The sequence below is a fragment of the Burkholderia sp. Ax-1719 genome, assembly GCF_011753055.1.
Classification (GTDB): Bacteria; Pseudomonadota; Gammaproteobacteria; order Burkholderiales; family Burkholderiaceae; genus Paraburkholderia.
In genome coordinates this window covers 68,860-93,854 of record NZ_VWWJ01000012.1, presented here as the reverse complement: position 1 = coordinate 93,854, position 24,995 = coordinate 68,860, and the positions used below count along the sequence as shown (strand labels likewise).

The 24,995-nt window shown below is 64.5% G+C and carries 22 protein-coding genes; 14 read left to right on the top strand and 8 right to left on the bottom strand.

The window, feature by feature from the left end:
• Nucleotides 1-55: 55 nt before the first annotated feature.
• Nucleotides 56-934, bottom strand: a complete 879-nt coding sequence (locus F3J17_RS21070) for a helix-turn-helix domain-containing protein (RefSeq protein WP_167063114.1) — start codon at nt 932-934, stop codon at nt 56-58.
• A gap of 462 nt (nt 935-1,396) precedes the next feature.
• Between F3J17_RS21070 and F3J17_RS21065 the strand changes: the two genes are divergently transcribed.
• Nucleotides 1,397-1,939 (top strand): cysteine hydrolase family protein, encoded by a 543-nt coding sequence (locus F3J17_RS21065; RefSeq protein ID WP_167063110.1) that lies wholly within the window; start codon nt 1,397-1,399, stop codon nt 1,937-1,939.
• A 185-nt stretch (nt 1,940-2,124) separates the two neighbouring features.
• Nucleotides 2,125-2,994 (top strand): peptidylprolyl isomerase, encoded by an 870-nt coding sequence (locus F3J17_RS21060; RefSeq protein ID WP_167063107.1) that lies wholly within the window; start codon nt 2,125-2,127, stop codon nt 2,992-2,994.
• 125 nt (nt 2,995-3,119) lie between these two features.
• Here the strand turns inward: F3J17_RS21060 and F3J17_RS21055 are convergent, their stop codons facing one another.
• Complete coding sequence (locus tag F3J17_RS21055) at nt 3,120-4,127, bottom strand: acyl-CoA dehydrogenase family protein (protein ID WP_167063104.1); 1,008 nt, start codon at nt 4,125-4,127, stop codon at nt 3,120-3,122.
• A 713-nt stretch (nt 4,128-4,840) separates the two neighbouring features.
• Here F3J17_RS21055 and F3J17_RS21050 point away from each other — a divergent pair.
• Complete coding sequence (locus tag F3J17_RS21050; protein WP_167063101.1) at nt 4,841-5,137, top strand: hypothetical protein; 297 nt, start codon at nt 4,841-4,843, stop codon at nt 5,135-5,137.
• On the opposite strand, the gene F3J17_RS21045 is transcribed toward F3J17_RS21050, so the two are convergent.
• Nucleotides 5,092-6,618, bottom strand: a complete 1,527-nt coding sequence (locus F3J17_RS21045) for a DKNYY domain-containing protein (RefSeq protein ID WP_167063098.1) — start codon at nt 6,616-6,618, stop codon at nt 5,092-5,094. The two genes, F3J17_RS21050 and F3J17_RS21045, sit on opposite strands and share 46 nt — an antisense overlap.
• Before the next feature lie 312 nt (nt 6,619-6,930).
• Here F3J17_RS21045 and F3J17_RS21040 point away from each other — a divergent pair, with 312 nt between their 5' ends.
• The 5 genes from F3J17_RS21040 to F3J17_RS21020 all read left to right on the top strand — a co-directional run bounded on the left by F3J17_RS21040 (nt 6,931) and on the right by F3J17_RS21020 (nt 11,943).
• On the top strand, nt 6,931-7,956 hold the full coding sequence (locus F3J17_RS21040) for a 2-keto-3-deoxygluconate permease (protein WP_167063095.1): 1,026 nt from the start codon (nt 6,931-6,933) through the stop codon (nt 7,954-7,956).
• A complete protein-coding gene (locus F3J17_RS21035) occupies nt 7,953-9,260 on the top strand; it encodes a four-carbon acid sugar kinase family protein (protein WP_167063092.1) in 1,308 nt (435 codons plus the stop codon). The genes F3J17_RS21040 and F3J17_RS21035 overlap by 4 nt, the downstream gene beginning before the upstream one ends.
• Before the next feature lie 77 nt (nt 9,261-9,337).
• A complete protein-coding gene (gene pdxA, locus F3J17_RS21030) occupies nt 9,338-10,336 on the top strand; it encodes a 4-hydroxythreonine-4-phosphate dehydrogenase PdxA (RefSeq protein ID WP_167063089.1) in 999 nt (332 codons plus the stop codon).
• Nucleotides 10,337-10,418: 82 nt separating this feature from the next.
• Nucleotides 10,419-11,186, top strand: a complete 768-nt coding sequence (locus F3J17_RS21025; RefSeq protein ID WP_167063086.1) for a DeoR/GlpR family DNA-binding transcription regulator — start codon at nt 10,419-10,421, stop codon at nt 11,184-11,186.
• Nucleotides 11,187-11,298: 112 nt separating this feature from the next.
• A complete protein-coding gene (locus F3J17_RS21020; protein ID WP_167063083.1) occupies nt 11,299-11,943 on the top strand; it encodes an FMN-binding negative transcriptional regulator in 645 nt (214 codons plus the stop codon).
• Nucleotides 11,944-11,959: 16 nt separating this feature from the next.
• Here the strand turns inward: F3J17_RS21020 and F3J17_RS21015 are convergent, their stop codons facing one another.
• The 3 genes from F3J17_RS21015 to F3J17_RS21005 all read right to left on the bottom strand — a co-directional run bounded on the left by F3J17_RS21015 (nt 11,960) and on the right by F3J17_RS21005 (nt 17,732).
• On the bottom strand, nt 11,960-15,448 hold the full coding sequence (locus tag F3J17_RS21015) for an AAA family ATPase (RefSeq protein ID WP_167063080.1): 3,489 nt from the start codon (nt 15,446-15,448) through the stop codon (nt 11,960-11,962).
• The gene (sbcD, locus tag F3J17_RS21010) at nt 15,445-16,677 is read right to left on the bottom strand and encodes an exonuclease subunit SbcD (protein WP_167063077.1); all 1,233 of its coding nucleotides are present in this window, start codon (nt 16,675-16,677) and stop codon (nt 15,445-15,447) included. Before sbcD ends, F3J17_RS21015 begins: the two co-directional genes overlap by 4 nt.
• 71 nt (nt 16,678-16,748) lie before the next feature.
• Nucleotides 16,749-17,732: a GlxA family transcriptional regulator gene (locus F3J17_RS21005; protein WP_167063074.1), complete on the bottom strand. Its 984-nt coding sequence runs from the start codon at nt 17,730-17,732 to the stop codon at nt 16,749-16,751.
• Between the two features lie 133 nt (nt 17,733-17,865).
• On the opposite strand from F3J17_RS21005, the gene F3J17_RS21000 reads away from it, so the two are divergent.
• Complete coding sequence (locus F3J17_RS21000) at nt 17,866-18,663, top strand: SDR family oxidoreductase (RefSeq protein WP_167063071.1); 798 nt, start codon at nt 17,866-17,868, stop codon at nt 18,661-18,663.
• Nucleotides 18,664-18,720: 57 nt separating this feature from the next.
• On the top strand, nt 18,721-19,491 hold the full coding sequence (locus F3J17_RS20995) for an SDR family NAD(P)-dependent oxidoreductase (protein ID WP_167063068.1): 771 nt from the start codon (nt 18,721-18,723) through the stop codon (nt 19,489-19,491).
• Between the two features lie 33 nt (nt 19,492-19,524).
• Here the strand turns inward: F3J17_RS20995 and F3J17_RS20990 are convergent, their stop codons facing one another.
• Nucleotides 19,525-20,451, bottom strand: a complete 927-nt coding sequence (locus F3J17_RS20990; RefSeq protein ID WP_167063065.1) for a LysR family transcriptional regulator — start codon at nt 20,449-20,451, stop codon at nt 19,525-19,527.
• Between the two features lie 133 nt (nt 20,452-20,584).
• Between F3J17_RS20990 and F3J17_RS20985 the strand changes: the two genes are divergently transcribed.
• Both F3J17_RS20985 and F3J17_RS20980 read left to right on the top strand, forming a co-directional pair.
• Nucleotides 20,585-21,733, top strand: coding sequence for an alpha/beta fold hydrolase (locus tag F3J17_RS20985; protein WP_167063061.1), 1,149 nt, complete (start codon nt 20,585-20,587; stop codon nt 21,731-21,733).
• 90 nt (nt 21,734-21,823) lie between these two features.
• Entirely contained in the window at nt 21,824-22,783 is a 960-nt protein-coding gene (locus F3J17_RS20980) for an IclR family transcriptional regulator (protein WP_167063058.1), read from the top strand.
• Nucleotides 22,784-22,806: 23 nt separating this feature from the next.
• Here F3J17_RS20980 and F3J17_RS20975 read toward each other — a convergent pair whose 3' ends face one another.
• Entirely contained in the window at nt 22,807-23,880 is a 1,074-nt protein-coding gene (locus tag F3J17_RS20975) for a porin (RefSeq protein WP_167063055.1), read from the bottom strand.
• Nucleotides 23,881-24,363: 483 nt separating this feature from the next.
• On the opposite strand from F3J17_RS20975, the gene F3J17_RS20970 reads away from it, so the two are divergent.
• The gene (locus F3J17_RS20970) at nt 24,364-24,678 is read left to right on the top strand and encodes a non-heme iron oxygenase ferredoxin subunit (protein ID WP_103704358.1); all 315 of its coding nucleotides are present in this window, start codon (nt 24,364-24,366) and stop codon (nt 24,676-24,678) included.
• A gap of 1 nt (nt 24,679) precedes the next feature.
• Nucleotides 24,680-24,991: a recombinase-like helix-turn-helix domain-containing protein gene (locus F3J17_RS20965; protein WP_167063052.1), complete on the top strand. Its 312-nt coding sequence runs from the start codon at nt 24,680-24,682 to the stop codon at nt 24,989-24,991.
• Nucleotides 24,992-24,995 lie beyond the last annotated feature (4 nt).

Here is a 24,995-nt window from a genome sequence, read left to right as displayed (position 1 = left end):
GGCCGCGCTGCTTGCGACGGCCGGGCTTGATTTGCTCAGTCAGAGTCAGGCGGGCTCAGGCCGTTGCCAGCGCCCACGGGCGCGTTTCCGCGTAGTGCGCGGCGCCGCTCATGCTGCCCAGCGATGTCTCCACACGGCGCACGAGCGACATCAGACGCGGGGCGATATCGTCGATCAACTGGTTGCCGTTGAGATTGAACACGGCAATCGAACAGCTGAACACCCAGTACTCGTCGTCAATGGGCGAGGCCAGCGGAATCGCCACCGAGTGAATCTCGCGCTGCATATCGCCGTATGACACCGTGCAGCCGATCTCGCGTAGCTGCTGCTGCGCCTGCGTGATGCGTTGCGCGAGCAACTCGCCCTTGGCGCGATCGAGCGCGAGCGTGTCCTGCAGATATTGCTCGCGCGATGCGGGCGGCACGGCCCACAGATACGCGCGGCCCGCAGCCGTGCGCGACAGCGAGACCCGCGTGCCAATCTCCGCGCGATACACCGAACTGCCCGCCCCCTGGATCACTTCCGAGTAAGCCAGATTCATGCGATGACCCACCGCGAGCTTGACCTGGCCCTGACAGTAATCGGCCAGTTCCTGCATCATCGGGCGCGCGATCTGGCGCACCGTCATGCGACCGAGCGCGGGCGCGGCGAGGCTCAGCATCTCCGTGCCCAGCACGTACTTCGAAATGCGCTCCGAATGGCGCAGCAGACCGAATTCGCACAGCGTGTTGATGAGCCGCAGGGCGGTGGGCTTGGGCAAGCCGGTGCGCTCCACCAGCTCGCGCGCTGAAAGCTCCGACGCCCCCATCGAAAAGCACTGCAGAATCCGGATACCCCGTGCAAGCGCGCTGACGAGCGTATTTTCGGTGGATGAATCGGCCGCCTCGTCGGCGCGGGCAGCGCTCTCGCGGTCGCGGGCGAGTGGGTCTTTCATGTCGGATTCCTTCTTCGGGATGAGGGCGGTACTACGGGTTAACACGGTGTACCGCGCGGCAAAGCCGGCATTCTAGCCTCGACCTTTGCGCTAGAACAATTTTTTTAAGACGACAGGCTCATTTTTTGGAAAGCGCGACGCTTTGCCGCTATCCGAACGGTATGCGTTGTGAGTTATTTCAGCGAAATCCGGACTTTGGGGATCGAACGACGGCCTGATGGGTTGACGCAAATCGCCCGAGTCCTGCATCATCGTCGGCATGAACCTGCACCGCATCGCATGCACGACTACGACCACCACGACCGCTTCTGGCGGGTCGTGAGGTCGATACGCGAGTACGGTTCAGTCGGTTCATTCGTATCTGCCACAAGGCCCCGCCGGTAACGGACGGGGCCTTGTCGTTTCTCCAGTCCGCACCGGCGCCAATCGGGCATCACCGTCGTCATGACAAGGAGAAACGCCATGCAAGCCCGTGCTTCGAGCCGACGCGCGCTGTTGATCGTCGATATGCAGGTTGGACTGTTCAACGGCAATCCGCCGCCTTATCAAGGCGCGCGTGTTCTCGCCAATATCAATGCACTGATTGCCCGCGCACGCGAAGCCGGTGCGCCGGTCTATGCCGCGCGCCACACCGGGCCGGCCGGTTCGCCCCTTGCGCCCGATAGCGAACTCACGAAGCTGGTGAGCGGGCTCGATGTGGATGCCGCGCGCGATACCGTCTTCGTGAAAACGCGGCCCAACTGTTTTATCGGCACGGAACTCAGACAATGGCTTGCCGATGCCGGCGTGAACGAACTGGCGATCGCGGGTATGAAAACGGAATATTGCGTCGATACGACCTGCCGCGCGGCGCTCGACCTGGGGTTGCGCGCGGTGCTGATCGAAGATGCGCACACCACCGTCGATACGCCTGAAATGGATGCGCGCGCCATGATTGCGCACCACAACCGCACGTTGAATGGGCCGTTTGTGAGCTTGGCGCGGGCTGAAGCGTTCGCGTTCTGACGCGGAGAAGGCGGCTCACGGCCACGCCCTCCACGCGGCGCCCGAATCGCAAAGCAGTGATATCGGCTTTCGATCCGGAGCGCCGCAGACAACTTTGTCGACCTGCATCAAGAGGCCCGCGTGCAACGCTTGCCCTCGGCACGGTTAACTGGAATTTTTAGCGGTTTTCCCATAAAGGTGTACCCATGTTCCGATTCAACACCGCGATCCGCGCGTTCTGCCTGACGGCTTTTGCTTCTGTGGCGCTGGCGTCGTCCGCGCAGGCTGCCGATGCGGCCGCATCAACGCTCCCGGCAGGCGCGATCGCCGTCGTCAACGGCGTGGCGGTGCCGCAGAGTCAACTCGATGCCGCGGTGCGTGAGGTATCGGCGAAAACCGGCCAGCCCGATTCGCTGCAGATGCGTCAGGCGCTCAAGGAAGAGTTGATCGCGCGCGAGGTGTTCCGTCAGGCGGCGGTAAAGGCCCACTACGACACGAAGCCGCAAGTGCAGCAGGCAACAACGGCCGATGCCAGGGTGGCCACGGAAATCCAGTTGTATCTGAAGGACAACGTCCATGCCGATCAGGTCACTGACGATCAGGTGAAGGCGCGTTACGACGCGCTTGCCGCATCGCTCGGCAAGAACGAATTCCAGCCGCGCGTCATCGCGGTAACGGACGAAACGACGGCGAAGCAGGTGCTTGCCAAAGCGAAGTCGGGTCAGGCGTTCGACGCGTTGGCCAAACAATACAGCGTCGCGCCGACGAAGGCCGACGGCGGGCTGATGCCGTGGGTGAGCTATCCGGTGCCGGTGACCGAAGGCAAGACGCAAGGGGTGCCGTTGCCGCTCGCGCAGGCCATCGCGCAGTTGCCGGTTGGCGGCATCTCGCCGCAACCGGTTCATCTTGGCAACGTCTGGGTGATCCTCAAGCTCGATGCGAAGCGCCCGACGCAGATCCCGCCTTACGAGCAGGCCAGGGAGACGGTGAAGCAGCAGTTGCAGGCAATGGCCCTGCAGAAGGCGGCGGCTCAGTTCACCGCGGAGCAGATGAAGAACGCGACGATCCAGCAGTAATACGCGTGCCGGGCCGCACGTTGCGAGCGGCATCCTAAGCCTCAAGCAGGACGTGCAAGAAACGACAAAGCCCAAGGCAAGACCTTGGGCTTTGTCGTTTGGCGAAGCCTCAATGGCTCAATACCTCAGTGCCCCAGCGTTGCCACCTCGTCGAGCGCATCGAAAATCCCCACCACGTCGTTATCGACCACGCAGCGCTGATCGCGCGCATGCGTACCGACCACAACCTCATCCCAGAAGGACTCCGATCCATACTGAAGACGTTGCGCGTGCAACCGTCGCGTGAAGAGCTGAAGATCAACCTTCTCGGCGTTGCACATCTTGCTCATCAGCCCATGCGCGCCATTGGCCACCAGCGGAGCCGCCCGGCTTGCGCGTGCTTTGGCGATGGCGCTGGCAATCCGTTGCTCGCCGCTGCGATGCGCGGCGCAGCCTTGCTCGGCGGCCACGCGCGTTGCGGCGACGTGCCCCGCCATCACGCTCAACTGGCGCTCCAGCGCGAGAAAGGTGCTGCACGTACGGCTGGCGGGCGCGTGTCCGTTCACATAGGCCGTGCTGATGTCGAGCACGCGCTGCATCGCGCCCGCCATGGTGGCGGCAGTCACGATGGCGCCGAGTTCGGCGATACCGCGCGCGGGCAGCGGCTGCGCCGTGCGCGTGTCGAAGCGCACCGTGGCGTCGAGGCCGTCGCCGTGCTTTTCCACGCACGCCGATTTGAGCGGCACGAGCCAGGTGCCGGTGGACGTTTCCACCACCACGGCGTCGGCGACCTGACCGTAGGGCACGAAAGCCGCGCGCTGGGTCGCATCGGCGATCGCCAGGGCGATGGGGCCGCGCGGCGCGGGCACGTGGGCAGCCGCAAGCAGATGGCGCGCGATCATGGTGTGCGCGGCGGGCAGCGGCAGCGCGTGCTGGCCGAACGCGAACAGCACGCCCGCCGCCTGCGCGAGCGGCAGATCCGCGCCGCCCTGGTTTTGCGGCACGAGCGCGTCGAGCAGGCCGAGCGCTTCGAGTTGTCGCCAGAGTTCGCGTCCGGCGCGCCGGTCCTGGGTCAGTTCCACCCCGCGCACGAATTGCGGCGTGCAAATATCGGCGAGTACGGTTTGCGCCGATGTCGTCAGCATGTCGTCCATGTTGGTATGTCTCTCCCTCGGTGGCGTCATGCGAGCGCTCGATAGTGCGCGTGTTGCGCGGTCGTCATGAATCGTCCCTCCTGATGCTTTCCTGAGTCTCTTTATATGGGCGCCTGGTTGCGCGCGGGGCGCGGCGCTGTTTTTAGATCGTTCTGATTCTAGAAGCGCGCACCAGGTGAGGCAACCCGAAAAAAACCCGACAAAAACCCCTTAATTCGATTTTCAAGGCATGCGACACGTTGATTCAAAAAGGGAAAACGCGCGCAACGCCTGTGTTTTCGGGGTATACGCGAAGGCCAGGCGAATTCGCCCGGACTTTGTTCCGCCTGACGAATGAATCCATTGCGGAATAGGAAACAGCGGGATTTCGACACGGTACGCAGGCCCAAATCCATTCGGGTCGTTGCGTGCGCAAACAGTTTACTCAACCAGGCGTTCGGGCTGGCCGAACAACTTCAAGTCGACGATAGATCCCCGAATATTTTCCGGTTTGCAAACTGAGACGCATGGTCAAGGAGCCCATGCGAACGCGGCTATTGTCATAGGAAGACAGGGATCGACTATCGGCGCTAAAAACATTGCAAGGCGTGCCGATCAAACATCGCGCTGCGGGACGGGTCCGGGGGAGTGTCGGCCCACGCATGCGCTTTTATCCGCACGATCCGCCGGGCAATCCGGACAGACACGCTGCGGCAATAAAAAGCGAGCAAACAATGAGTGCCATACCCAAACCCGATGTCCCACGAACCGGCAATCTGTTGCCGGCCATCCTGGCGGACGCCGAGCTCGACCACGTCGAGCGCATGGTGCAGTACATGAGCCGCGCGCAGTCTGCGCGCACGCCGCGCGGCATCGACGCCGAATACTGGAAGAAGCGTCTGCGCGCGCTGGAGGCGACTTACGATCTCGTCGCCACACAGCGCCGGCGCGTCGCGCGGTTGTTCGAACTGCTGGAGGGCGCGGATCAGGTGTCTGGATCGACCGCGCCGCGCAGCGCGTTCGTGTCGTAACGTCGATTCGCGTCGCAGGCCTCGCCCGGCCCGATGACGCGGAACGTGGCCGCATCGGCGCCCACAATCTCGATCAGCCTCGGGAAGTAGATCAAGTAGACCTTGCGCTCGTCGCGCGCGTAGTCGTCGCCCATGAATTCGAGCGACGGCAGATGCACGCGCCGCGCCGAAATCGGACGACGCCCGGCGAACAGCTTGTCGCCCGCGCGCAGGAATCCCGCGTGAGGCACCACCAGTTGCTCGTGCGGCACGTCGACGACGAGCGGCGTGCCGTGATAGAACACCCTCGCTCCATCCCACGCATAGCTGCCGTCGATGTGCAGTTGCGCCGCATTCACCCCTTTCTTCTCCACGCCCAGGTAAAAAGCGCGGCTGCCGTCGCCGGCCCAACCCGCGTCGAGCACGCGAAACGTGTCGGGCGACACGCGGCGCAGCGGCGTCGGCGTCTGATAGTGATTGGGCGAATAGAACACCACCGCGCCATCGGTGAAATAGTGCGTGCCCAGTTCGCGTAGCGCGGTGACCGGCTGACCGGAAATGCGTTCGAGGCGGGCGTTGTGTTCGCTGTAGCGGTGCAGCCAGTGGATGCCGAAGGCGTCGCCGCACGCCGTGCCGCGCGCCTCCCAGCCGGGGCCGTAGCGGAACGTGTGGGTGGCGAAGCTTGCCGGATCGAGGCCCGCGAGGCGCAGGCCGTCGTAGATCACCGCCGGAGCGTCCGTGCGTCTGCGCAGGCGATGCCACCAGTAGTCCTGAAGATCCGGACGTGTCATGAAAAACGCATTCCACTCCTCGATCTGGCGATGTTCGAGCGCGGTCATGCGTTTGCCGTGGTTGATCGGCCCGATCCGGTCCGTGAAGCGCAGCCTGCCATCGAGCGGACCGCTCACGAAGCTCTCCCGGTCGATGTCGGTGGGCTTGCCGTAGTAATAGACGCGCTGCGCATCGACGGCATAGCCGCCTTCGAAACCGGCCGCGCTCGCGCCATCGGAACCGGCGATGCGCCGGCCATTCATATAGATCGATTCCTGATCGACGGCGTAATACTCGTGCGGGCGCAACTGCGTGAAGAGCGTGCCGTCGTCGCGTTCGTACCAGCGCTCGAAGTCGAGCGGGCGAAACGCATGCGGGCTGCGCGTGCGGATCGTGCGATTGGTGATGAAGTACGCCTGGTGCGCGTCGCGCGCGTAACGCTCGTTGAGCACCGCGAACGTGGCGATATCGGCGTCCTCGATGCGGTAGTAATACTCGCGCGCAATGGCCGAGCCCTGCTGGGCCTGCACGATCACATGCACGCCGTCGGTGAACCAGCGACCGCGGATGCAGCGAAAATCCTGCGGACGCTCAATGGGCAGCGGCGCTTCCTCTTTGGTCCAGAGCGGCAGATTGCGCCACAGACGCACCACGGCGTTGTCGCGGATCACATACTCGGGATGGTTGGTGGGTCGTGGCGTGTGGTCTCGTTCGTTATGGGCGGCGTTCATCGTGACCTGCGGGATGGGTTCGGGCAGCGCCGGGAGATGCAGCGCCGCGAGCCTGATTTCGTCTGACTAATGATATCGACTTCGACGGATCGAGCGCGCAGCCGTGCGCCGTGCCGCCCGCGCACGGCTGCCAATCGTCCCCATTTTGATCGTTTCAATCAAATTGATGATCGAATTGCGCATTCCGCTGCGCGCGTTTACACTCCGTCATGATCGTTTCAATCAAAACAGTGAGCAAACCGATCAAAATCCCCAGAGCGATCACGCCGGTCCAAGGCGTGCGCCGGTCGGATCATCATTGAGGAGACTCCCATGGCTCAGATTCCCATCAAGCGCGCGATCGAGCGCGTTCCCGGCGGCATGATGATCGTGCCGCTGCTGGCCGGTTCGCTGATTGCGACCTTCCTGCCCGGCCTGCCGAAATTCTTCGGCTCGTTCACGAACGCACTTTTCACCGGCGCGCTGCCGATCCTCGCGGTGTTCTACGTCTGCATGGGCGCGAGCATCGACGTGAAAGCCACGCCGTATCTGCTCAAGAAGGGCGGCGCGCTGTTCGCGACCAAGGTGGGCGCGGCCATCGTGGTGGGGATCCTGATGGGCCATCTGATCGGCGAGCAGCCAATCGCTTCTGGCTTGTTCGCGGGTCTTTCCACGCTGGCCGTGGTCGCCGCCATGAACGACACCAACGGCGGCCTCTATATGGCGCTGATGGGCCAATACGGTCGCTCGGAGGATGTGGGCGCGTACACCATCATGTCGCTGGAGTCGGGCCCGTTCCTCACCATGGTGACGATGGGCGTGGCGGGACTGTCGGCGTTTCCGTGGCAGACGCTGGTGGGCAGCATCCTGCCGCTGTGCGCGGGCATGCTGCTGGGCAATCTGGACCGCGAGATGCGCGCCTTTCTCGCGCGCGCCGTGCCGGTGATGATTCCGTTCTTCGCGCTCGCGCTGGGCGCGGGCCTCGATCTGCATAAGGTCTGGCAGGCGGGTTTGCTCGGTATCGGTCTGGGTATCGGCGTGGTGATCGTCACGGGTATTCCGCTTTATTTCGCCGATCGCGTGACGGGTGGCACGGGCGTGGCTGGTGTGGCGGCTGCCAATACGGCGGGTAACGCGGCGGCGGTGCCGGCGCTGGTCGCAGCGGCCAATCCAGTCTACGAACACGCCGCGCAGAGCGCGACGCTGCTGGTAGCGGCCTGCGTGGTGGTGACGGCGATCGCGTCGCCGGTGCTCACGGCGTGGGTCGCGAAGCGGGCGCAGGCGCGCGAAGCAAAACGCGATGCACACCGCACGCAGAACTCCGCGCAATCCTGCGAAGGCAAGAGGGTCGCCCCATGAAGTTGCTGATCATCGCCGACGATCTTTCGGGCGCCGCCGATTGCGCGATCGGCTTTGCGAACGCGGGCCATCGCACGGTGGTGACGCTCGACGCGTCGGGGGCGCAGATGGAGTCGGCGCCGCACGATGCCGACGTGATCGCCGCCGACACCGACACGCGCCGCCTCACGCCCGCCGACGCCGCTGAGCGCACCGCGCAGGCGTTCGTCGCGCTCGGTCACGGCCGCCGTCTCTACAAGAAGATCGATTCGACGTTGCGCGGCAACTGGGCCGCCGAGGTGGCGGGCTTGCAGGCGCGCGCCGGACTGGCGATCGTCGCGCCCGCGTTTCCGGCCACCGGCCGCACGGTGCGCGGCGGCGCGCTGCTCGTGCACGGCGTACCGCTTGAGCAGACGGACACCTGGCAGCTCGAACATGCGGGCCGCCACGCCGATATGGCCGCCATGCTCGCGAGCGCCGGTCTCAAGAGCGAGCGCTTCGACGCGGCGCTGCTGCACAACGAGCCGCGCGCGCTCGCGCGCCGCGCCGCGCTGATTGCGGCGGAAGGGCCGGAAGGCGCGCAGGCACTGATCGTCGATGCCCAGAGCGCCGCCGATCTGCAAGCGCTGGCGCGCGCGACGCTCGAACTCCAGAGCGCGTTTTTCTGGGTCGGCTCAGGCGGACTCGCACGCGAACTGGCGACGCTCGATGCGCCGCGTGCCAACGCAGCCGAAGCCGACGACGCGGGCGCAAGCGCGCCTGGCCCGATTCTCGTGCTGGTCGGCAGCCTGTCCGCCGTGGGCGAGCGGCAATGCGCCGTGCTGCGCGAGCGCGTGGCGCTGGCCGAACTCATCGTGCCGCCCGAAGTGCTGCGTGCCGGTCACGCGCACGCGCAGTGGACGCGATGGGGCGAAGAGATCGGCGCGATCCTGGGCACCCGGCAGCACGCCGATCTGCTGCTGCGCATCGGTCGCGATGACGCGTTCGATCCCGCCGAAGGCGCACAACTTTCGGCGATGCTGGCCGCGCTGGTCGCGCCGCATTTCGCGCGGCTCGGCGGCCTGATCGCGACGGGCGGCGAAACCGCGCGCGCGATGCTCGATGCGGCGGGCATCGGCAGCCTGCGCCTGATCACGGAGATCGAGGCGGGCGTAGCCGTGGCGCGCCCGCATACGCAATCGCATGACACCGCGCATCGCCCGGCCGTCGTCACCAAGGCGGGCGCGTTCGGCACCGACGAAGCGTTGTATGCCGCATGGCGGCACCTGCGCAATATCGACGACATTCGCGGCACGGATCGCCGCACGGAACACAACCCGACATAAGCGCGTCCGGCGCGCGCGGCCTTGCCGTTCGACATCAAGGCGCGCGCCGACGCCAGTTCAGCACCTTTGAGGAATTTATGAGCACCTATATCCCCGTCATCGGCATCACGATGGGCGACGCCGCCGGCGTCGGCCCCGAGGTGGTCGCGAAAAGTCTCACGCACGCGAATGTCTACGCGCAGTGCCGCCCCGTCGTGATCGGCGACGCGCGCCGGCTCGAACAGGCCATCGCCATCTGCGGGCTGACGCTCGCGGTGCGCCGCGTGAACGATCCGTCCGAAGCGCGCTACGAGCAGGGCACCATCGACGTGATCGACCTGAACCTGATTCCCGACGATCTGCCCTTCGGCGAATTGTCGGCGCTTGCGGGCGATGCGGCGTATCAGTACATCGCGCGGGCGGTCGAACTCGCGCAGAGCAAGCAGATCGACGCCATCTGCACGGCGCCGCTCAACAAGGAAGCGCTGCACGCTGGCGGCCACAAGTATCCGGGCCACACGGAAATGCTCGCGCATCTCACGGGCGTCGACGAAGTGTCGATGATGCTGGTCGCGCCGCAACTGCGCGTGATTCACGTGACGACGCACATCGGCATCATCGACGCGATCCGCAAGATCGAGCCGGGCCTCGTGCAGCGCACGATCGAGCGCGGCAACGCCACGCTGGTGAAGGCGGGCATTGCGAAGCCGCGCATCGGCGTGTGCGGCATCAATCCGCATGCGGGTGAAAACGGCCTGTTCGGCTACGGCGAAGAGGAAGAGAAGATCATTCCGGCGGTCAAGTTGCTGCAGGAGCGCGGCCTCGACGTGACCGGCCCGCTGCCCGCCGACACGCTGTTCTTCCGCGCGGGACGCGGCGACTTCGACCTCGTGGTGGCGATGTATCACGATCAGGGCCACGGTCCGGTCAAGGTGCTGGGCCTCGAAGCGGGCGTGAACGTGACCGTGGGTCTCGAAGTGATCCGCACGTCGGTCGATCACGGCACGGCGTTCGATATCGCGGGCAAGGGCGTGGTGGACGAAGGCAGCATGCTCGAAGCACTGCGCCAGGGCGCGGAACTGGCCACGCGCCGTTGATCGGTGAAGGGGCAGGACCGGGGGCGTCATCGTGTAAGATCGCCGGGTCCGTTTAGCCCTATTTTCTGCTCGACCTAAAGTAATGAAAGCGTCCGACCGTCACCGCGCCATCCTCGAACTCGTGCAAACGCGCGAGGCCAACGTCGAACAGTTGACGGAGGCGCTAGGCGTGTCGGAGGCCACCATCCGCCGCGATCTGGCCGTGCTGCACAAGCAGCGCCGCCTCGTGCGCACCTATGGCGGCGCGACCGCGCTGGTCGGCGTGCACGAGCCGGAGGCCTCGCTCGAAGAGCGCAAGGCGGCGCAGCGCGAGCAGAAAGAACGGATCGCGCTGGCGGCGGCCGCGCACGTGCGTGACGGCGACACCGTCATGCTCGATGGCGGCACCACCTGCGCGGCGCTCGCGCGCCATCTGCTCACGCGCAGCGATCTTCACGTCATCACCAACAACTTGCTGGCCGTGACCACGCTCGCCAACGCACCGGGCATCGAAGTCACGCTGCTGGGCGGCGATCTGCGTAGCTCCAGCATGAGCACGCTCGGGCCGCTTGCTGAACTGCTGCTCTCGCGCGTGAGCGTGGACACGGCATTTCTGGGCGCGGACGGCGTGGTGGCGGAATTCGGCCTGTGCGAAGCGAGCGCGCAGCAGGCATCGCTTAAGGACTGCATGATCCGGCGCGCGGCGCAGGTGATCGTGCTGGCGGATTCGGACAAACTCGGACGCGCGCGTCAGCAGCACTGGACGCCGCTGGAGCGCGACTGGCGGCTGATTACCTCGGCGAGCGCGAGCGAGGAGGCGCTGGAGCCGTTCCGGGCGTTGCAGCGCGTCGAGGTCGAGCTGGCGGGCTAGGGCGGCACCTGTTCTGGTTCCCCATTCGCGTACGGCGCTGGCTCTACAACCAGATGCGCTTTAGCGCGACAATCATGGCTTCCTCACCCGCGCACCGCATCGTGGAGCCGCCATGTACGTCCCCGCCCATTTCGACGAATCCCGCCCCGAAGTCCTGCATGCGCTGATTGCGCAGCATCCGTTCGGCACGCTGGTCACGCAGGGCGCGAGCGGTCTGGACGCCAATCACATTCCCTTCGAACTCCTTGCGAATGAGGGCAGGTTTGGCACGCTGCACGCGCATGTCGCGCGCGCGAATCCGCTCTGGCAGGACGTCAAGGACGGCGACGAAGTGCTCGCCATTTTTCGCGCAGGCGACGCCTACATTTCGCCGACGTGGTATCCCAGCAAACACGAAACGCATCGCCAGGTGCCCACCTGGAACTACGTGGTCGTGCACGCGCATGGCCGCATCCGCATTCGGGACGACGAGAAGTTCGTGCGCGGCGTGGTCGCGCGTCTCACACGCACGCACGAAGCGGACGAGCCGAAGCCGTGGAAGATGGGCGACGCGCCCACTGACTACCTCGACACCATGCTCAAAGCCATCGTCGGGCTGGAGATCGAGATCACGCGTCTCGTGGGCAAGCGCAAGCTGGGACAGAACAAGGAAGCGCGCGACATTCGCGGTGCGGGCGAAGCGCTGGTTTCGCGCGGCGAGAATACGATTGGCCGCGAGATGCTAGATCACCTCGCGGGCCTCGAAAACAAGCCCTGAAACGCGTGTGCGGTGCTTAAAGCACCAGCCGCGAATGGCCGATACCGCCGCCCTTTTCCACGCGGATCTGCGTAGCGATACGCTCCTTCAGCCCCTCGACGTGACTGATCACGCCGATCATCTTGCCGCTTGCGTTGAGCGTATCGAGCGCGTCCAGCGCGATTTCGAGCGTATCGCCATCCAGCGTGCCAAAGCCTTCGTCGAGGAACAGCGAATCGATCGAGGTCTTGTGGCTCACGAGATCCGATAGCGCGAGCGCCAGCGCAAGGCTCACCAGGAAGCTCTCGCCGCCCGAGAGCGTGCGCGTGTCGCGCGTGGCGTCCGCCTGCCAGCCATCGACGATTTCCAGCTCCAGTTCGCCCGTTGATTTGCGGCGCAACAGATAGCGCGCATGCAGGCGATCCAGATGCCGGTTGGCAAGCGCGAGCAGATGGTCGAGCGTCAGGCCTTGCGCGAAGCGGCGGAATTTGTCGCCCTTGGCGGAGCCGATCAGCGAATCGAGCCGTTGCCACAGATCGGCGTCCTGCGATTGCGCTTCGATCTGCTCGAACAGCGCCCGCTGGCTTCCGCGCTGCTGCGCGTCGCGCGAGAGCAATCCGCGCTGATGGCCCAGACGTTCGTTGAGTGCCGCATTCTCTCTTTCGAGCGCATCGAGTTGCGCCTCCAGCGCTTCGAGTGTCGCGTCGGTCTGCACAGGCGGCTCCACCGCTTGTAGACCGGCAAGTTTGTTGCGCGCGCTCTGCAGCAAGGCGGCGGCGGTCTGCTTCTCCTGTTCGCGTTGCTGCTTGAGAGCTTGCAGGTGCTTGCGTTCTTCGGCTGGCAGCAAGGCTTCGAGGAAGTGGGCCTGATCGGCGAACGGGCTTTGTTCGAGGGCCGCTTGCCAGGCCTTCGCGGCCTCGTCGAGTGTCGTGCGCTGCTGCGCAAGCGTGCGTTCGAGATGCGTCAACTGACCATCGAGCGCGGCCAGTTCGCGTGTCGAGGTCTCCGCACGCGTGGCGCTGGCATCGAAGCCTTCTGGCGAGGCGTCGCCTTCCTCTTCGTCGTCGTCAAATAAGGACGCTGTCGGATTGTCATGCGCGCGTGCGGCCACCGCCGTTTCCACGCCGATGCTGGCGCATCGTTCTCGCCACGTTTGCCACTGCGTCCGCGCGCTTTCGCACAGGCCGCGCTGGCGCACCGAATCTTGTCCGAGCACCTGCAAACGATGCTGCGTCTGCTGCCATTGACGCCATTCGGCGCTGCGCGCGGCAAGCCATTCGGCGGAGTCGTCGGGAAGGGTGTCGAGCGCGTAGCCGCCAGAACGCAGCGCGTCGAGCAGACTGGCAGATTCGTCGTCGTGTGCGGCTTGCAGGGTCGTGCGCTCGCGGGCGATATCTTCGCTGCGCTCTTGCAGGCTCTTGATCGAGTGATCGAGCAGTTCGGCGCGGGCGCGTGCCGCGTGGAGCGCATCGGCGCAACGCATGTTGGCCTCGCGTGCGCGGTTGAGTGCGGCTTCGGCTTCTTCGACTGCGTCGAGTCGCTGCCTCAACTGTTGCGCTTTCAGATTGGCGGATTCGCGTGCCGCCGCGAGCGCATCGGCGTGTTGCCATGCGTGCGCGTCGAGCGATTGTGCCGCAAGCGCCGTCACCAGCGCCTCCCACTCTTCGCGATTCTGCGTGACGCGCGCGGCCAGCTTTTCGTGTTGCGAGCGCTGTTGTGCAAGCGTTGCGCGCAGCGCAGACAAAGCCTGCTCCGCTGCACTCAAGTGCTGTGCGCAAGCCTGCAATTCCGCGCGCGCTGCCTGCAAGGCGGTTTGCGTAGCGGATTCATCGAGCGCGCGATAGGCGTCGATCGCCGGATGTTCGTGCGAGCCGCACAAGGGACACGCTTCGCCGGGCTGCAACTGCTCGCGATGCTGCGCGAGGCTACGAATCATCTGCTCCTGTTCGAGCAACTTCTGCTTGTCTTCGACGCGCCCGAGGCATTGTGCGTGCGCTTGTTGAAGCGTCTGCGATTCTGCCGCCTTGATATCGATATCGCTTTGCGAGCGCGTCAACATACCCGCGAGCGTTTGCTCTTCATCGGCGAGCGCGCGCCTGCGTTCGGCCACCGTTTCCAGTTGTTGCCAGCGCGCGAGTGTCACCTGATCCGCGTGCCACGCCTCACGCAATTGCGCGAGCGTTTGCCCAGCGAGACGCGCTTCTTGCGCCTGCAGAAGTGCCTGCAGGCCCGTATCCGATTCGATCTTCGCGCGCTCGGCGGCAACCAGCGCCGCCGCGTGCTGCTCGCGCTGCGCACGCTGCTCGTTCTGCTGCCGCTCCACATCGCCTAGCTGCTTGATGCGCGCGGCGATATCCGCGGCCATACGCTTTCGCTGCTCGAAGTGCTGACGCCATGCGCCAACGCGCTCGCCAAGCAGCGCCAGATGGCCGTTCGACCGGCAATAGGTTTCGACGCTGCGCTGCTCCGCTTCGAGTTTCGCGAGCTGCGCATCGCCGTCACGCACGATGCGCGCGGCGAGCGAGGCCGTCGCGGCATATTGCTCGCGTTGCGACGCCACGCGTTCGCTGCGTGCACGACGCAACGTCGTGAGTTCGGCATCCGATTGACGGCAGGCCGCATCGGCCTGCTGCACGGCGAGATGGGCGGGGCGCAGCGCTTCGGCGGGCTCGCTCGCGGCCAGTCGCGCCAGATCCGGCGCGGCCGCTTCGAGCGCAGCGTTGGCCGCGGCTTCGCGCGCCAGGGCGGTTTGCGTATCGGCTTGTGCCTGCGCGAGATCGCGCCGCCATTGCCGTTGCGCATGCAACGTTTTGGTCTGCGCGTTGCCCGCACTCAACTGGCCCGTCAGCGCTACGATATCCTGGTCGATGGCCGCGCGTTGCCCGGCATCGAGCAGTTCCATCCCTTCGGCTTTTGCGCGCAATTGCTTGAGCGCATCGCGCGCCTCGCCGGCGCGCTCGAACACACGTCGCGAGATTTCGCCGTATATTTCCGTGCCGGTCAGCTCTTCTAGCAGCTCCGCGCGGTCATTCGCCGTGGCGTTGAGGAAGGCCGCAAAGCCACCTTGCGCGAGCAACATCGAGCGTGTGAAGCGCGGAAAATCAAGGCGCGTAATCTCCGTGACGCGGCGCAATTTCTCGCTGATATGCGTGGTGATGATCGTGCCATCGCCGCTCGCGAGTTCGACCTTGGGCTGCTGTAACGCGCCATCGACCTTGTCGCGTGCGCGGCGCTGGCTCCAGAATGCGCGAAACACTTCGCCCTTTACTTCGAACACGACCTCGGCGAGACAGTCTGCGGTGTGGCGCGTCATGATGTCGTTCGCCGACGCAGAGAGCGTCTTCAGTCGCGGCGTCTCGTGATAGAGCGCGAGACAGATCGCGTCGAGCAGCGTCGATTTGCCCGCTCCGGTCGGGCCGGTGATGGCAAACAGACCGTTGTCGGAAAACGGCGGCTTCGTAAAGTCGATATGCCACTCGCCCTTGAGCGAGTTGAGATTCTTCAGGCGCAGGCTGCGGATCTTCATGCCTCGCCCTCCACGGTCGACGCGACGATGGACTTATAGCGCACAGTGAGCGCTTCGCGTACTTCGTCGTCGAGTGTTTCGTGAGCGAGACGGCGCGCGAACACATCGAGCGGATCGAGTTCATCGAGCGTGACGCCCGCATCGGCGGACAGCTGCGCCACGTTATTGCCGCGTTCGCGGCGAATGCGCAACACTTCCACGGGCAGGCCTTCGGTAAGCGTCTGGATGCGTGCGGGCAGATCGGCCAGATAGTCGTCTTCGGCCACGGTGACTTCGATCCACACGGGACGCTCGGCGCTGGCATCCTTCGCGGCTTTCGCAAACGCATCGGGCAGCGTCTTGAGATTGCCCTTGAGCGCGACGAGCGGTTGGAACACGGGGACCGGCAGCGGCGTGACGGATTCGAGGCCCGCTTCGCCCAGTTCGACCACGAGCATTTCCTTCTGCTGCGTGGCTTCATCGAAACTCAGCGCAATTGGCGAACCGCTATAGCGGATATGCGCGAGGCCCCCCACCTTTTGCGGTCGATGAATATGACCGAGCGCGATGTAATCGACCGGCGGAAACGCGCTGGTGGGGAACGCTTCGAGCGCGCCCACATAAATCTCGCGTACGGATTCGCTCGCGCTTGCGCCCACCGTCGTGAGATGGCCGGTGGCGATCAGCGGCACGGCATGGCCCAGCTCGGCTTCGAGCGCCTTGCGCTGCGCGTCGGCGGCGGCAAAAACCGCTTGATAATAGGCCTGAATCGCAAGCTGCAGGGTTTGCTGCTTCTGCTCCGCGCTCTGACCGTACTCGCTTTGCATCACATCGCGCGCGCGAATGAAGGGCACGGCGCAGACCACGCAACCGGGCCCGGCCTGCGCGCGCAACGGCAGCACGCGCACCTGCGCTTCGGGCGCGTCGGCATGGGGCACGACGCGCGCTGACAGCCGCTCCAGCAAGGCGCTGCTTTCGCGCAGCGTCGCCACAGAATCGTGATTGCCGCCGAGCAACAGCAAGGCCACGCCGGCCGCATGCAGGCGCACCACGAGATCGCTATACAGTTCGCGCGCGTAGCTGGGCGGTGTGCCGGTATCGAAGATATCGCCGGCGATCAGCACGGCATCGACGGCATGCTCGTCGACCTGAACCACGAGCCAGTCGATCAGTTGCCGATGCTCGGCCTGACGGCTTTTGCCCATGAAGTTTTGGCCCAGGTGCCAGTCCGAGGTGTGGAGAATACGCATGAGGGGTGAGGCGGGGTTCGTTTGAGTGACATGCGCGCTGCGCGCGAGTGCTGCGATTGTAGTGCAGCGCGTCAGGCTGGATGCGGTTCGTCGTTGCGCACGTTCTCGCGCATCTCGCTCCGCGCCTCCCTGCGCACCGCCTGAGGCGGAATACCGAAGCCGCGCACGAACGCCTCGCGCAGATGGCGGCGGTCGCGAAAGCCGGTTTCCGTGGCGATCACGTCGAGCGGATGGCGGCTTTGCTCGATCATCAACCGCGCCGCTTCCAGCCGCAGCCCTTCGATGGCCTTGGCGGGCGATTGTCCGGTTTCCAGCGTGAAAATGCGGCTGAACTGGCGCGGACTCAGATGCACGCGCCCGGCCAGTTCCTCGACGGTCAGCGTGCTATGCAGGTTCTGGCGCGCGTAATTGAGCGCGTTCTGGATGCGGTCCGACTTCGGCGCGAGATCGAGCATTTCCGAGTGCTGCGATTGGCCGCCCGCGCGCCGCTGATGCATCACCAGTTTGTGCGCCACGGAGCGTGCGATTTCCGCGCCCAGATCCTTTTCCACCATCGCGAGCGCCAGATCGAGGCCGGCCGTCATGCCCGCCGAAGTCCAGATCGGCCCATCGACGATATAGATGCGGTCCTCTTCCACGCGAATGTGCGGATAGCGCCTCTGCATCTCACGCCCATAGAACCAGTGCGTGGTGGCGCGACGCTGCTCCAGCAGCCCCGCCGCGGCCAGCACGAAGCCGCCCGTGCAGATGCCGGCGATCCGCCGCGCGCGTGGCGCGGTCTTGCGCAGGAAGGCGAGGATTTTCGGCGGCGGCGGTTCGATGAGCGGGTCGTTCACGCCCGCGACGATCCAGGTGTCGATCTCGATGCGCCCACGCAGTGCCCGCGAGCCAACGGGGATATTGAGCGAAGAACGCACTTCGCCGCCTTCCGGCGAGAAGTTCTCCAACCGGTAGAACGTTTCGCCAGCGGTCAGGTTCGCGTGCTCGAACACCGACTGCGGGGCGAGCGTCATGATCTGGAAGCCTTCGCTCAGCAAGAAGCCGATCCGGTGCATGTCCGTTCTCCGGTCATTTGATGTCCGGAATCATACCCAAATACGTCATTTCCGTCGCGCGCCGTAATCGCCAGAATGCACTCACGGCACCACACTTTTTCTCTACGGATTACCCCGAAAACGGAGTCACATCATGGCACAGGCATATGCAGGTACGGCCCTCATTACCGGCGCATCATCGGGCATCGGTGCGGTTTATGCGGAGCGTCTGGCCCAGCGCGGCTATGACCTCATTCTGGTCGCCCGCAATCGCGAGCGGCTGATCGCGCTGGCCGATCGCATTACCAATGAAACGCATCAAAGCGTCGAGATCATCGACGCCGATCTGAACGACCGCGCGGGTCTCGCCAGCGTGGAAGCGAAGCTCAAAGAAGACGCAAGCATCACGCTGCTGGTCAACAACGCGGGCGTGGGCACGCACACGCCGCTGCTGGAAAGCGATGTGGATGCGATGTCGCGCCTGATCGACCTGAATGTGGGCGCGCTCACGCGTCTGACCTACGCAGCGGTGCCGGGTTTCGTGGCGCGCGGCAAGGGCGCGCTCATCAATATCTCGTCGATCGTGGCGATTTCGCCGGAAACGCTCAACGGCGTGTATGGCGGCAGCAAGGCGTTCGTGCTGGCCTTCAGCCAGTCGCTGCATCACGAACTGGCGGGCAAGGGCGTGCAGGTGCAGGCCGTACTGCCCGGCGCCACGGCCACCGACTTCTGGCAGACGGGCGGTTTGCCGGTCGAGCATTTGCCGCAGGAAATCGTCATGTCGGCGCATGCGATGGTGGACGCCGCGCTCAAGGGCTTTGAGCGCGGCGAACTCGTGACGATTCCGTCGTTGCATGCGGGTGAGGAGTGGGACGCCTACGAGCGTGCCCGTCGCACGATGGCGCCGCATCTATCGAGCAACACGCCCGCTAGCCGCTATACGGCAGCTTGAACAGTACACACTGGATTTCGTCGCTGTATGTCATTCATTTGATCAGGATATCGAATCATGAAACTCACTGGAAACACGGTATTCATCACGGGCGGGACGTCGGGAATCGGCCGGGCACTGGCTGAAGCGCTGAGCGTCCGCGGCAACAAGGTGATCGTCGCGGGACGGCGCAAGTCGCTGCTGGACGAGATCGCCAGGCAGAATCCGGAGATCGACACGGTCGAACTCGACATCGGCAACGCAGAGCAGATTCGCGCCGTCGCGCAGCAACTGATCGCGCGTTATCCGTCGCTGAACGTGGTGATCAATAACGCCGGCATCATGCCTTTCGACGACGTGGGCACGGCGATGGACGCAAAGGCCGATGCCGCCGCAGTGCATCTCGTCGAAACCAATCTGCTCGGTCCGGTGCGTGTTAGCGCGGCTTTTGTCGAGCATCTGAAGCAGCAGTCCGAGTCGTGGATCATCAATAACAGTTCCGTGCTCGCCTATGTGCCGCTCGCGCCTACGGCGCTCTATTCGGCGACCAAGGCTGCGATCCATTCGTACACGCTGTCGCAGCGTTTCGTGCTGCGTAACACCAGCGTGCGCGTGCTCGAAATCGCGCCGCCGTGGGTCGATACCGATCTGGTCCACAAGAGCGGCGATCCGCGCGCCATGCCGCTCGACGCGTTTATTGCCGAAACGCTGCAGCGCCTGGAAACGGCTACGCACGAAGTGATCGTCGAAGCCGCGAAGCCGATGCGCGACAACGCCGGACCGAACGAACATGCGTTCGTGGAGCAATTCAATCAGTTCGTCGTCGACAACCCGATTCCGGTCGAGTAAAGATCGCGCTCGCTACAACAGGCAATCAAGGCGTCAGCGTTTCGAACGCGGCGGCGCGCTGTCCCAGGGCGGCGCGTCGCCGAATGCGCTGGCGAGATGATCGATAAACGCGCGCAACTTGAGCGGCACGTGGCGCGCGCTGGGATAGACGGCCTGAATCGTCAACTCCGGTGTGCGGTACGCAGGCAGCAGCGCGAGCAGTTCGCCGCGCGCCAGCGCTTCGCCGAACACGAAGGTCGGTCCGTAAGCGATGCCCGCGCCCGCGCGTGCGGCGGCCAGTAGCATCTGCATATTGTTGGCGCGCAGGCGGCACGGGCCGTCGATCACATGCGCGCGCTCCTGCGCGTCGATCACCGTCCAGTCGCCCGCCGACACCGCTTCGCCGAAAGCCAGGCGCGCAGCGTCGCGCAGGTCGTCGGGCGTGCGCGGCGTGCCGTTCTGCTTGAGCCACGCCGGCGCGGCGCACAGCACCATGCGGCACGGCGCGATGCGTCGCGCGACCAGCCCGGAATCGGGCAGACGGCCGATGCGGATTGCCACATCGGCCTGCAGTTCGAGCAGGTCGGCGTAACGGTCGCTCAGCACGGTCTCCACGTTGACGTGCGGATGCGCCGCCATATAACTGGCAATGGCGTCGCCCAGGTGCAGCGCACCGAAGGTGACGGGCGCGGCGACGCGCAGCAGGCCGCGCGCGATGCTTTGCGACGCGCCGGCTTCGCGATTGGCTTCGTCGAAGGCTTCCAGAATGCGCTTGCAGCGCTCGTGGTAGGCGTGCCCGGCATCGGTCAGGCTCAGGCGGCGCGTGGTGCGCTGGAGCAGGCGCACGTTGAGATCGGCTTCCAACGCGCTGACGTACTTGCCCGCCATCGCAGGCGAAAGCCCGAAGCGCCGCGCCGCAGCGGCGAAACTGCCTTCCTCGACGGCGGCAACGAAGACGCCGATGCAGGTGAAGCGGTCCATAAGCAGGTTTCCTGTTGCGCAATTCGATCATTTTATTATCGACTGGCGCTCACGGATCGCCAATTATCAAGCAGGATGCACGGATCTACGATGTGTTCACGGTTTCAACAACCCAACGCAAAGGAGCGTGACCATGAACATCGAAACGAACGGCATCCGCATTCATGCGGTGGAGGCGGGGCAGGGCGAGCAGACGCTGGTGTTTCTGCACTACTGGGGCGGGTCGTCGCGCACCTGGCGCCTGGTCACCGACGCGCTGGCGAGCACGTATCGCACTATCGCCACCGACCATCGCGGCTGGGGTGATTCGGACGCGCCGCCCCACGGCTACTCAATTGCCGATCTCGCCAACGACGCGCAGGGCGCAATCGAAGCGCTGGGTCTCGAACGTTACGTGCTGATCGGGCATTCGATGGGCGGGAAGGTCGCGCAATTGCTGGCGTCGCGCCGCCCGCGCGGGCTGGAAGGGCTGGTGCTGGTGGCGCCTTCGCCGCCCACACCGATGGCCTTGCCCGATGAGGCGCGAGCGGCCATGCTGCACGCCTACGATACGCGCGAGTCGGTCGGCGCGGTGCTCGATCAGGTGTTGAGCGGCAGCCCGCTTGCGCCGGAGCAGCGCGAACAGGTGATCGAAGACAGCCTGCGCGGCGCGCCGCAAGCAAAGGCCGCGTGGCCGAACGTGGCGATGCGCGAAGACATCAGCGTTCAGGTGGCTGCCATCGCCGTTCCCGTGCTGGTGATTGTGGGCGAGCGGGATCAGGTGGATCGCGTCGAAACGCTCAAGGCGGAATTGATGCCGCGAATCGCCGGCGCGCAACTCGAAGTGTTGCCGGGCGTGGGCCATCTGTCGCCGCTGGAAGCGCCAGGCGCACTGGCAGCCTTGATTCGTCGCTTTGTCGGCACGCTTACGGCGCTCACGCCCGACGCTGTGCCCGTGGCGTTCGACGCCGCATTCAACGCAGGCGACGCTGACGCGTTGCTCGCGCTTTTCACCGACAACGCCACGATGCGCATGACCAACGGTGAAATCGTCGAAAGCGACTGCGCGACGCTGCATCATCAGTTATCCAAATTGCTGAAGATGGGCGCGAAGATCAAAAATACGGTGCGCCGAACGCTCGTCAGCGAGGAAATCGCGCTTGTGCTGATGGACTGGACACTGACCATCCCAGATGCCGAAAGCGGCACTCACACCGAATCAGGTACCGCCACCCAGGTGCTGTCGCGCGGCGCGGACGGTCTCTGGCGGCTGCGCATTTCGAACCCGGCCGGTCTGGCCTGAATTCTGTTCCATAGGTGGTGGGTGCGCTTCGCGTTATCATTGCCCCCATCACCGATTGGTCCAACAGATTCAAGCAGGTTCCAGCCGCCCATGGCCACCAAAAATACGACTGGCGCGCGCCGTAGCGCGGCGCCTGGCAAGCGCGAAGCGCTGCCTGCCGAGGAGACGCAAACCGCCCAGGCGGAAATCGATACCGACGACGAGAGCGGCGGTGCTTCCACCTATCTCGTGCCGGGGCTCGAACGCGGCTTGCGCATTCTTGCCGAGTTCTCGGCGCGCGAGCCGGTGCTGGGCGCGCCCGAACTGTCGCGGCGCATCGGCATCCCGCGCACCACGACGTTTCGTCTGCTGCAAACGCTCGAAGCGCTCGGCTTCATCGAGCGCGCTAACGGCGACCGCCAGTACCGGCTGAGCGTGGCGGTGCTGCGTCTGGGCTTCGAATACCTGAGTTCGCTGGAACTGACCGACTTCGGCACGCCGGTGCTGGAGCGCCTGCGCGACGCCACTGGCCTGAGCACGCATCTGCTGATTCGCGACCAGCGCGACGTGGTGTTCGTCGCCAAGGCGCAGACGCGCGAGCCGATGTTCAGCTCCGTGAAGGTGCATGTGGGGACGCGCCTGCCCGCGCACGCGACCGTGCACGGCCAGGTGCTGATGGGCGATCTCTCGCTCATGGAACTGCGTGCGCTCTATCCCGAGAAGCAACTGGAACGTTACACGGAGCGCACGCCCGCCACGGTCGCCGATCTTTACACGCGCGTGCGCGAGTTCGCGGAGCAGGGCTACGCGCTGAGCGAGGCGTCGTTCGAGACCGGCATTTCGGTGGTGAGCGCGCCGGTGCGCGACCAGTCGGGGCGCATCGTCGCCGCGTTGACCGCGACGGTGCCGCGTTCGGATATCGGCGATGTCGAACGCGGGCCGCTGGTGTCCGCCGTCTGTGCCGCGGCGATGGATCTCTCGGCGTGCCTGAACTACCGGCCGCTGCCCGGCGACCCGACCGCGGCCCAGGCCGTGCACGCCATGCAACGACGCAGCCTGCACGGCGCCTGACGTCGGGCGTCAGGCATCGGTCATCAGAACGAGTGATGGATGCCGGTGAGCACGATGGTCTGATTGCGCCCGCTCGACACGCCTGCCGTGAAGAACGCCGCCTGCGCGTTCGAATTGGCGTGCTCGTACAGTGCGTTCACGTAGACCTGCGTGCTTTTCGAAAGCGCATACACATCGCCGATCATCACCTGGCTCCAGCGGCGGCCCGATAGCGTCGTGGTGGCCGCACCACCGACGATGCTGTTGGCGGTCGTCACCTGGTAGTTCGCGCCTGTGTCGTAGCTCTGGAAGGTGTCCGAATAGCCGTTCGACTCCAGCTTGGTGCGCGTATACAAGCCGTGCACCATCACCTTGCCGAACGTATACGACGCGCCGATCCCCATGTTTTCCACCTTGCTCGCCACGTAGCTGGCGGCGGCCTGGCCCTGGAAGGTCGTGAGGCCCGTGGTCGACATCGACACGCTGCGGTCATGTTCGTTCGACCACGTCGCGCCCGCCTTGAACGGACCATTCGCATAACTAAGCGAAAATGCCATTGTGCGGCCGGTCGAGAAGTTCGACGTATTGCCAAGACCCAGCATCGCGCCGGCGGTGAAGCCGTAAAACTCAGGAGAGCGATACTTCACCGAGTTGTCGTAGGGCACCACGCCGGTATCCGCGAGTTCATCGATATTGCCTGGGTGGAATGCGTACCAGCTTGCCGCCAGATAGGCGGTGCTGAACGGATCGAGCACGTCGAACGAGAACGGCGTCTGATGGCCGAGCGTGAGCGTGCCGAACTGGTCTGAGCTCAAGCCCACGTACGCCTGACGATTGAACAGGGTATTGGCCTTCGCCATCGCGCCCGTGTTCGTATAGAAGCCGTTTTCCAGCTGGAAGATTGCCTTCAGGCCACCGCCCAGATCCTCACGGCCGCGCAGGCCCCAGCGGTCGGGCTGCATATTGCCCTGTTCTTCCATCCACTTCGAATGGCCGCCTACGTTGCTGACGTAGGCCACGCCTGCATCCAGGCTGCCGTATAGCGTGACGCTGCTTTGCGCCCATGCAGACGAGACGGCGCAGATACCCGTCAACCCCGCGGCAATGAAGTGCTTCAACTTTGGACTCCTGATCGTATGACGAAAGGCCGGACGTGAAATCCGGCTCAGCTAACCCCTCACCTTCGACACTACCCACGGTCCGGCGCGCTTCTGATGCGCTGCTAATGAATCCCGGCGCGCTTCGTGACCCGTGTTGCTACCCACACCGCATCTATTTGTTCCATATATGGATAGATGTGCTGCCTATGGAAAGTATAGTGATTCCTGTGGGACGCCAAAATACTTTTCTGGGACGGTAGTTGCCCCAGGTGCGGGATTGCGCGTTCGCTGCGATTACGCGCGTAACGTCTTGCCCCACAAGCGTTTCGGCAACCTCACGAATACGCGCAGCGACTGCATTCAAGCCCTTTTCTGGATTCGCTCGGTGTTTTCCCCAGGACTATCGGATTTTTATTTTGTCCATGCGAAACGACTTCTATAATGACCATACATAAACTAATGTTCCGTATGTGGAACACGGTTGATCGGGAAAGGTGAGAAATGGCTGAAGAATGGCGCTGCGCCGGGCATGCCGGCGATCTGTCCGATGACGCACCGATCGAGTTCAAGCTCGATGGCACGGAGATCGGCATCTACAAGGTGGGCGATGAGGTTTACGCGCTCGAAAACGTGTGCCCGCATGCGTATGCGCTGCTGACGCAAGGTTTCGTCGACGAAGGCACGGTCGAATGTCCGCTGCACGAAGCGGTGTTCGATATCAAGACCGGCCAGTGCATCAAGGGTCCCGGTGGCCGTGCGCTCAAGCAATACGCCGTGCGCCTCGCCGGCGAAGAAATCCAGATCAAGGTGGAATGACATGCGAGAAATCCCCGTGAATTTCAATCCGATGCTCAAGCCGTGGCTCGCGCCGCAGCCGAACAACGTCGCCGGCAAGGGCGTGATCGAGCAGCCGGGCCAGCAGGAAAACATGGTCTGGCAGAACCGCAAGGCCGAGCCGACGCAATACGAAAACGACCTTGGCGATGCACTGGAACAAGTGTTCGAAGCGGGCGCTGTCGAACTGGAGGACGTGGTGGCGGGCCTGAACCGCATCGGCTTCCGCACGCCGGAAGGCACACCCTGGAACGCCGAGCGCCTCGCCGCCGAATTCCGTCTGCTCGCTGACTAAGCAG

Excerpts from the sequence above, each read along its gene's own strand:
- F3J17_RS21070 (WP_167063114.1), bottom strand. The coding sequence starts at position 934 with ATGAAAGACCCACTCGCCCGCGACCGCGAGAGCGCTGCCCGCGCCGAC.
- F3J17_RS21065 (WP_167063110.1), top strand. The coding sequence starts at position 1,397 with ATGCAAGCCCGTGCTTCGAGCCGACGCGCGCTGTTGATCGTCGATATG.
- F3J17_RS21060 (WP_167063107.1), top strand. The coding sequence starts at position 2,125 with ATGTTCCGATTCAACACCGCGATCCGCGCGTTCTGCCTGACGGCTTTT.
- F3J17_RS21055 (WP_167063104.1), bottom strand. The coding sequence starts at position 4,127 with ATGGACGACATGCTGACGACATCGGCGCAAACCGTACTCGCCGATATT.
- F3J17_RS21050 (WP_167063101.1), top strand. The coding sequence starts at position 4,841 with ATGAGTGCCATACCCAAACCCGATGTCCCACGAACCGGCAATCTGTTG.
- F3J17_RS21045 (WP_167063098.1), bottom strand. The coding sequence starts at position 6,618 with ATGAACGCCGCCCATAACGAACGAGACCACACGCCACGACCCACCAAC.
- F3J17_RS21040 (WP_167063095.1), top strand. The coding sequence starts at position 6,931 with ATGGCTCAGATTCCCATCAAGCGCGCGATCGAGCGCGTTCCCGGCGGC.
- F3J17_RS21035 (WP_167063092.1), top strand. The coding sequence starts at position 7,953 with ATGAAGTTGCTGATCATCGCCGACGATCTTTCGGGCGCCGCCGATTGC.
- pdxA (WP_167063089.1), top strand. The coding sequence starts at position 9,338 with ATGAGCACCTATATCCCCGTCATCGGCATCACGATGGGCGACGCCGCC.
- F3J17_RS21025 (WP_167063086.1), top strand. The coding sequence starts at position 10,419 with ATGAAAGCGTCCGACCGTCACCGCGCCATCCTCGAACTCGTGCAAACG.
- F3J17_RS21020 (WP_167063083.1), top strand. The coding sequence starts at position 11,299 with ATGTACGTCCCCGCCCATTTCGACGAATCCCGCCCCGAAGTCCTGCAT.
- F3J17_RS21015 (WP_167063080.1), bottom strand. The coding sequence starts at position 15,448 with ATGAAGATCCGCAGCCTGCGCCTGAAGAATCTCAACTCGCTCAAGGGC.
- sbcD (WP_167063077.1), bottom strand. The coding sequence starts at position 16,677 with ATGCGTATTCTCCACACCTCGGACTGGCACCTGGGCCAAAACTTCATG.
- F3J17_RS21005 (WP_167063074.1), bottom strand. The coding sequence starts at position 17,732 with ATGCACCGGATCGGCTTCTTGCTGAGCGAAGGCTTCCAGATCATGACG.
- F3J17_RS21000 (WP_167063071.1), top strand. The coding sequence starts at position 17,866 with ATGGCACAGGCATATGCAGGTACGGCCCTCATTACCGGCGCATCATCG.
- F3J17_RS20995 (WP_167063068.1), top strand. The coding sequence starts at position 18,721 with ATGAAACTCACTGGAAACACGGTATTCATCACGGGCGGGACGTCGGGA.
- F3J17_RS20990 (WP_167063065.1), bottom strand. The coding sequence starts at position 20,451 with ATGGACCGCTTCACCTGCATCGGCGTCTTCGTTGCCGCCGTCGAGGAA.
- F3J17_RS20985 (WP_167063061.1), top strand. The coding sequence starts at position 20,585 with ATGAACATCGAAACGAACGGCATCCGCATTCATGCGGTGGAGGCGGGG.
- F3J17_RS20980 (WP_167063058.1), top strand. The coding sequence starts at position 21,824 with ATGGCCACCAAAAATACGACTGGCGCGCGCCGTAGCGCGGCGCCTGGC.
- F3J17_RS20970 (WP_103704358.1), top strand. The coding sequence starts at position 24,364 with ATGGCTGAAGAATGGCGCTGCGCCGGGCATGCCGGCGATCTGTCCGAT.
- F3J17_RS20965 (WP_167063052.1), top strand. The coding sequence starts at position 24,680 with ATGCGAGAAATCCCCGTGAATTTCAATCCGATGCTCAAGCCGTGGCTC.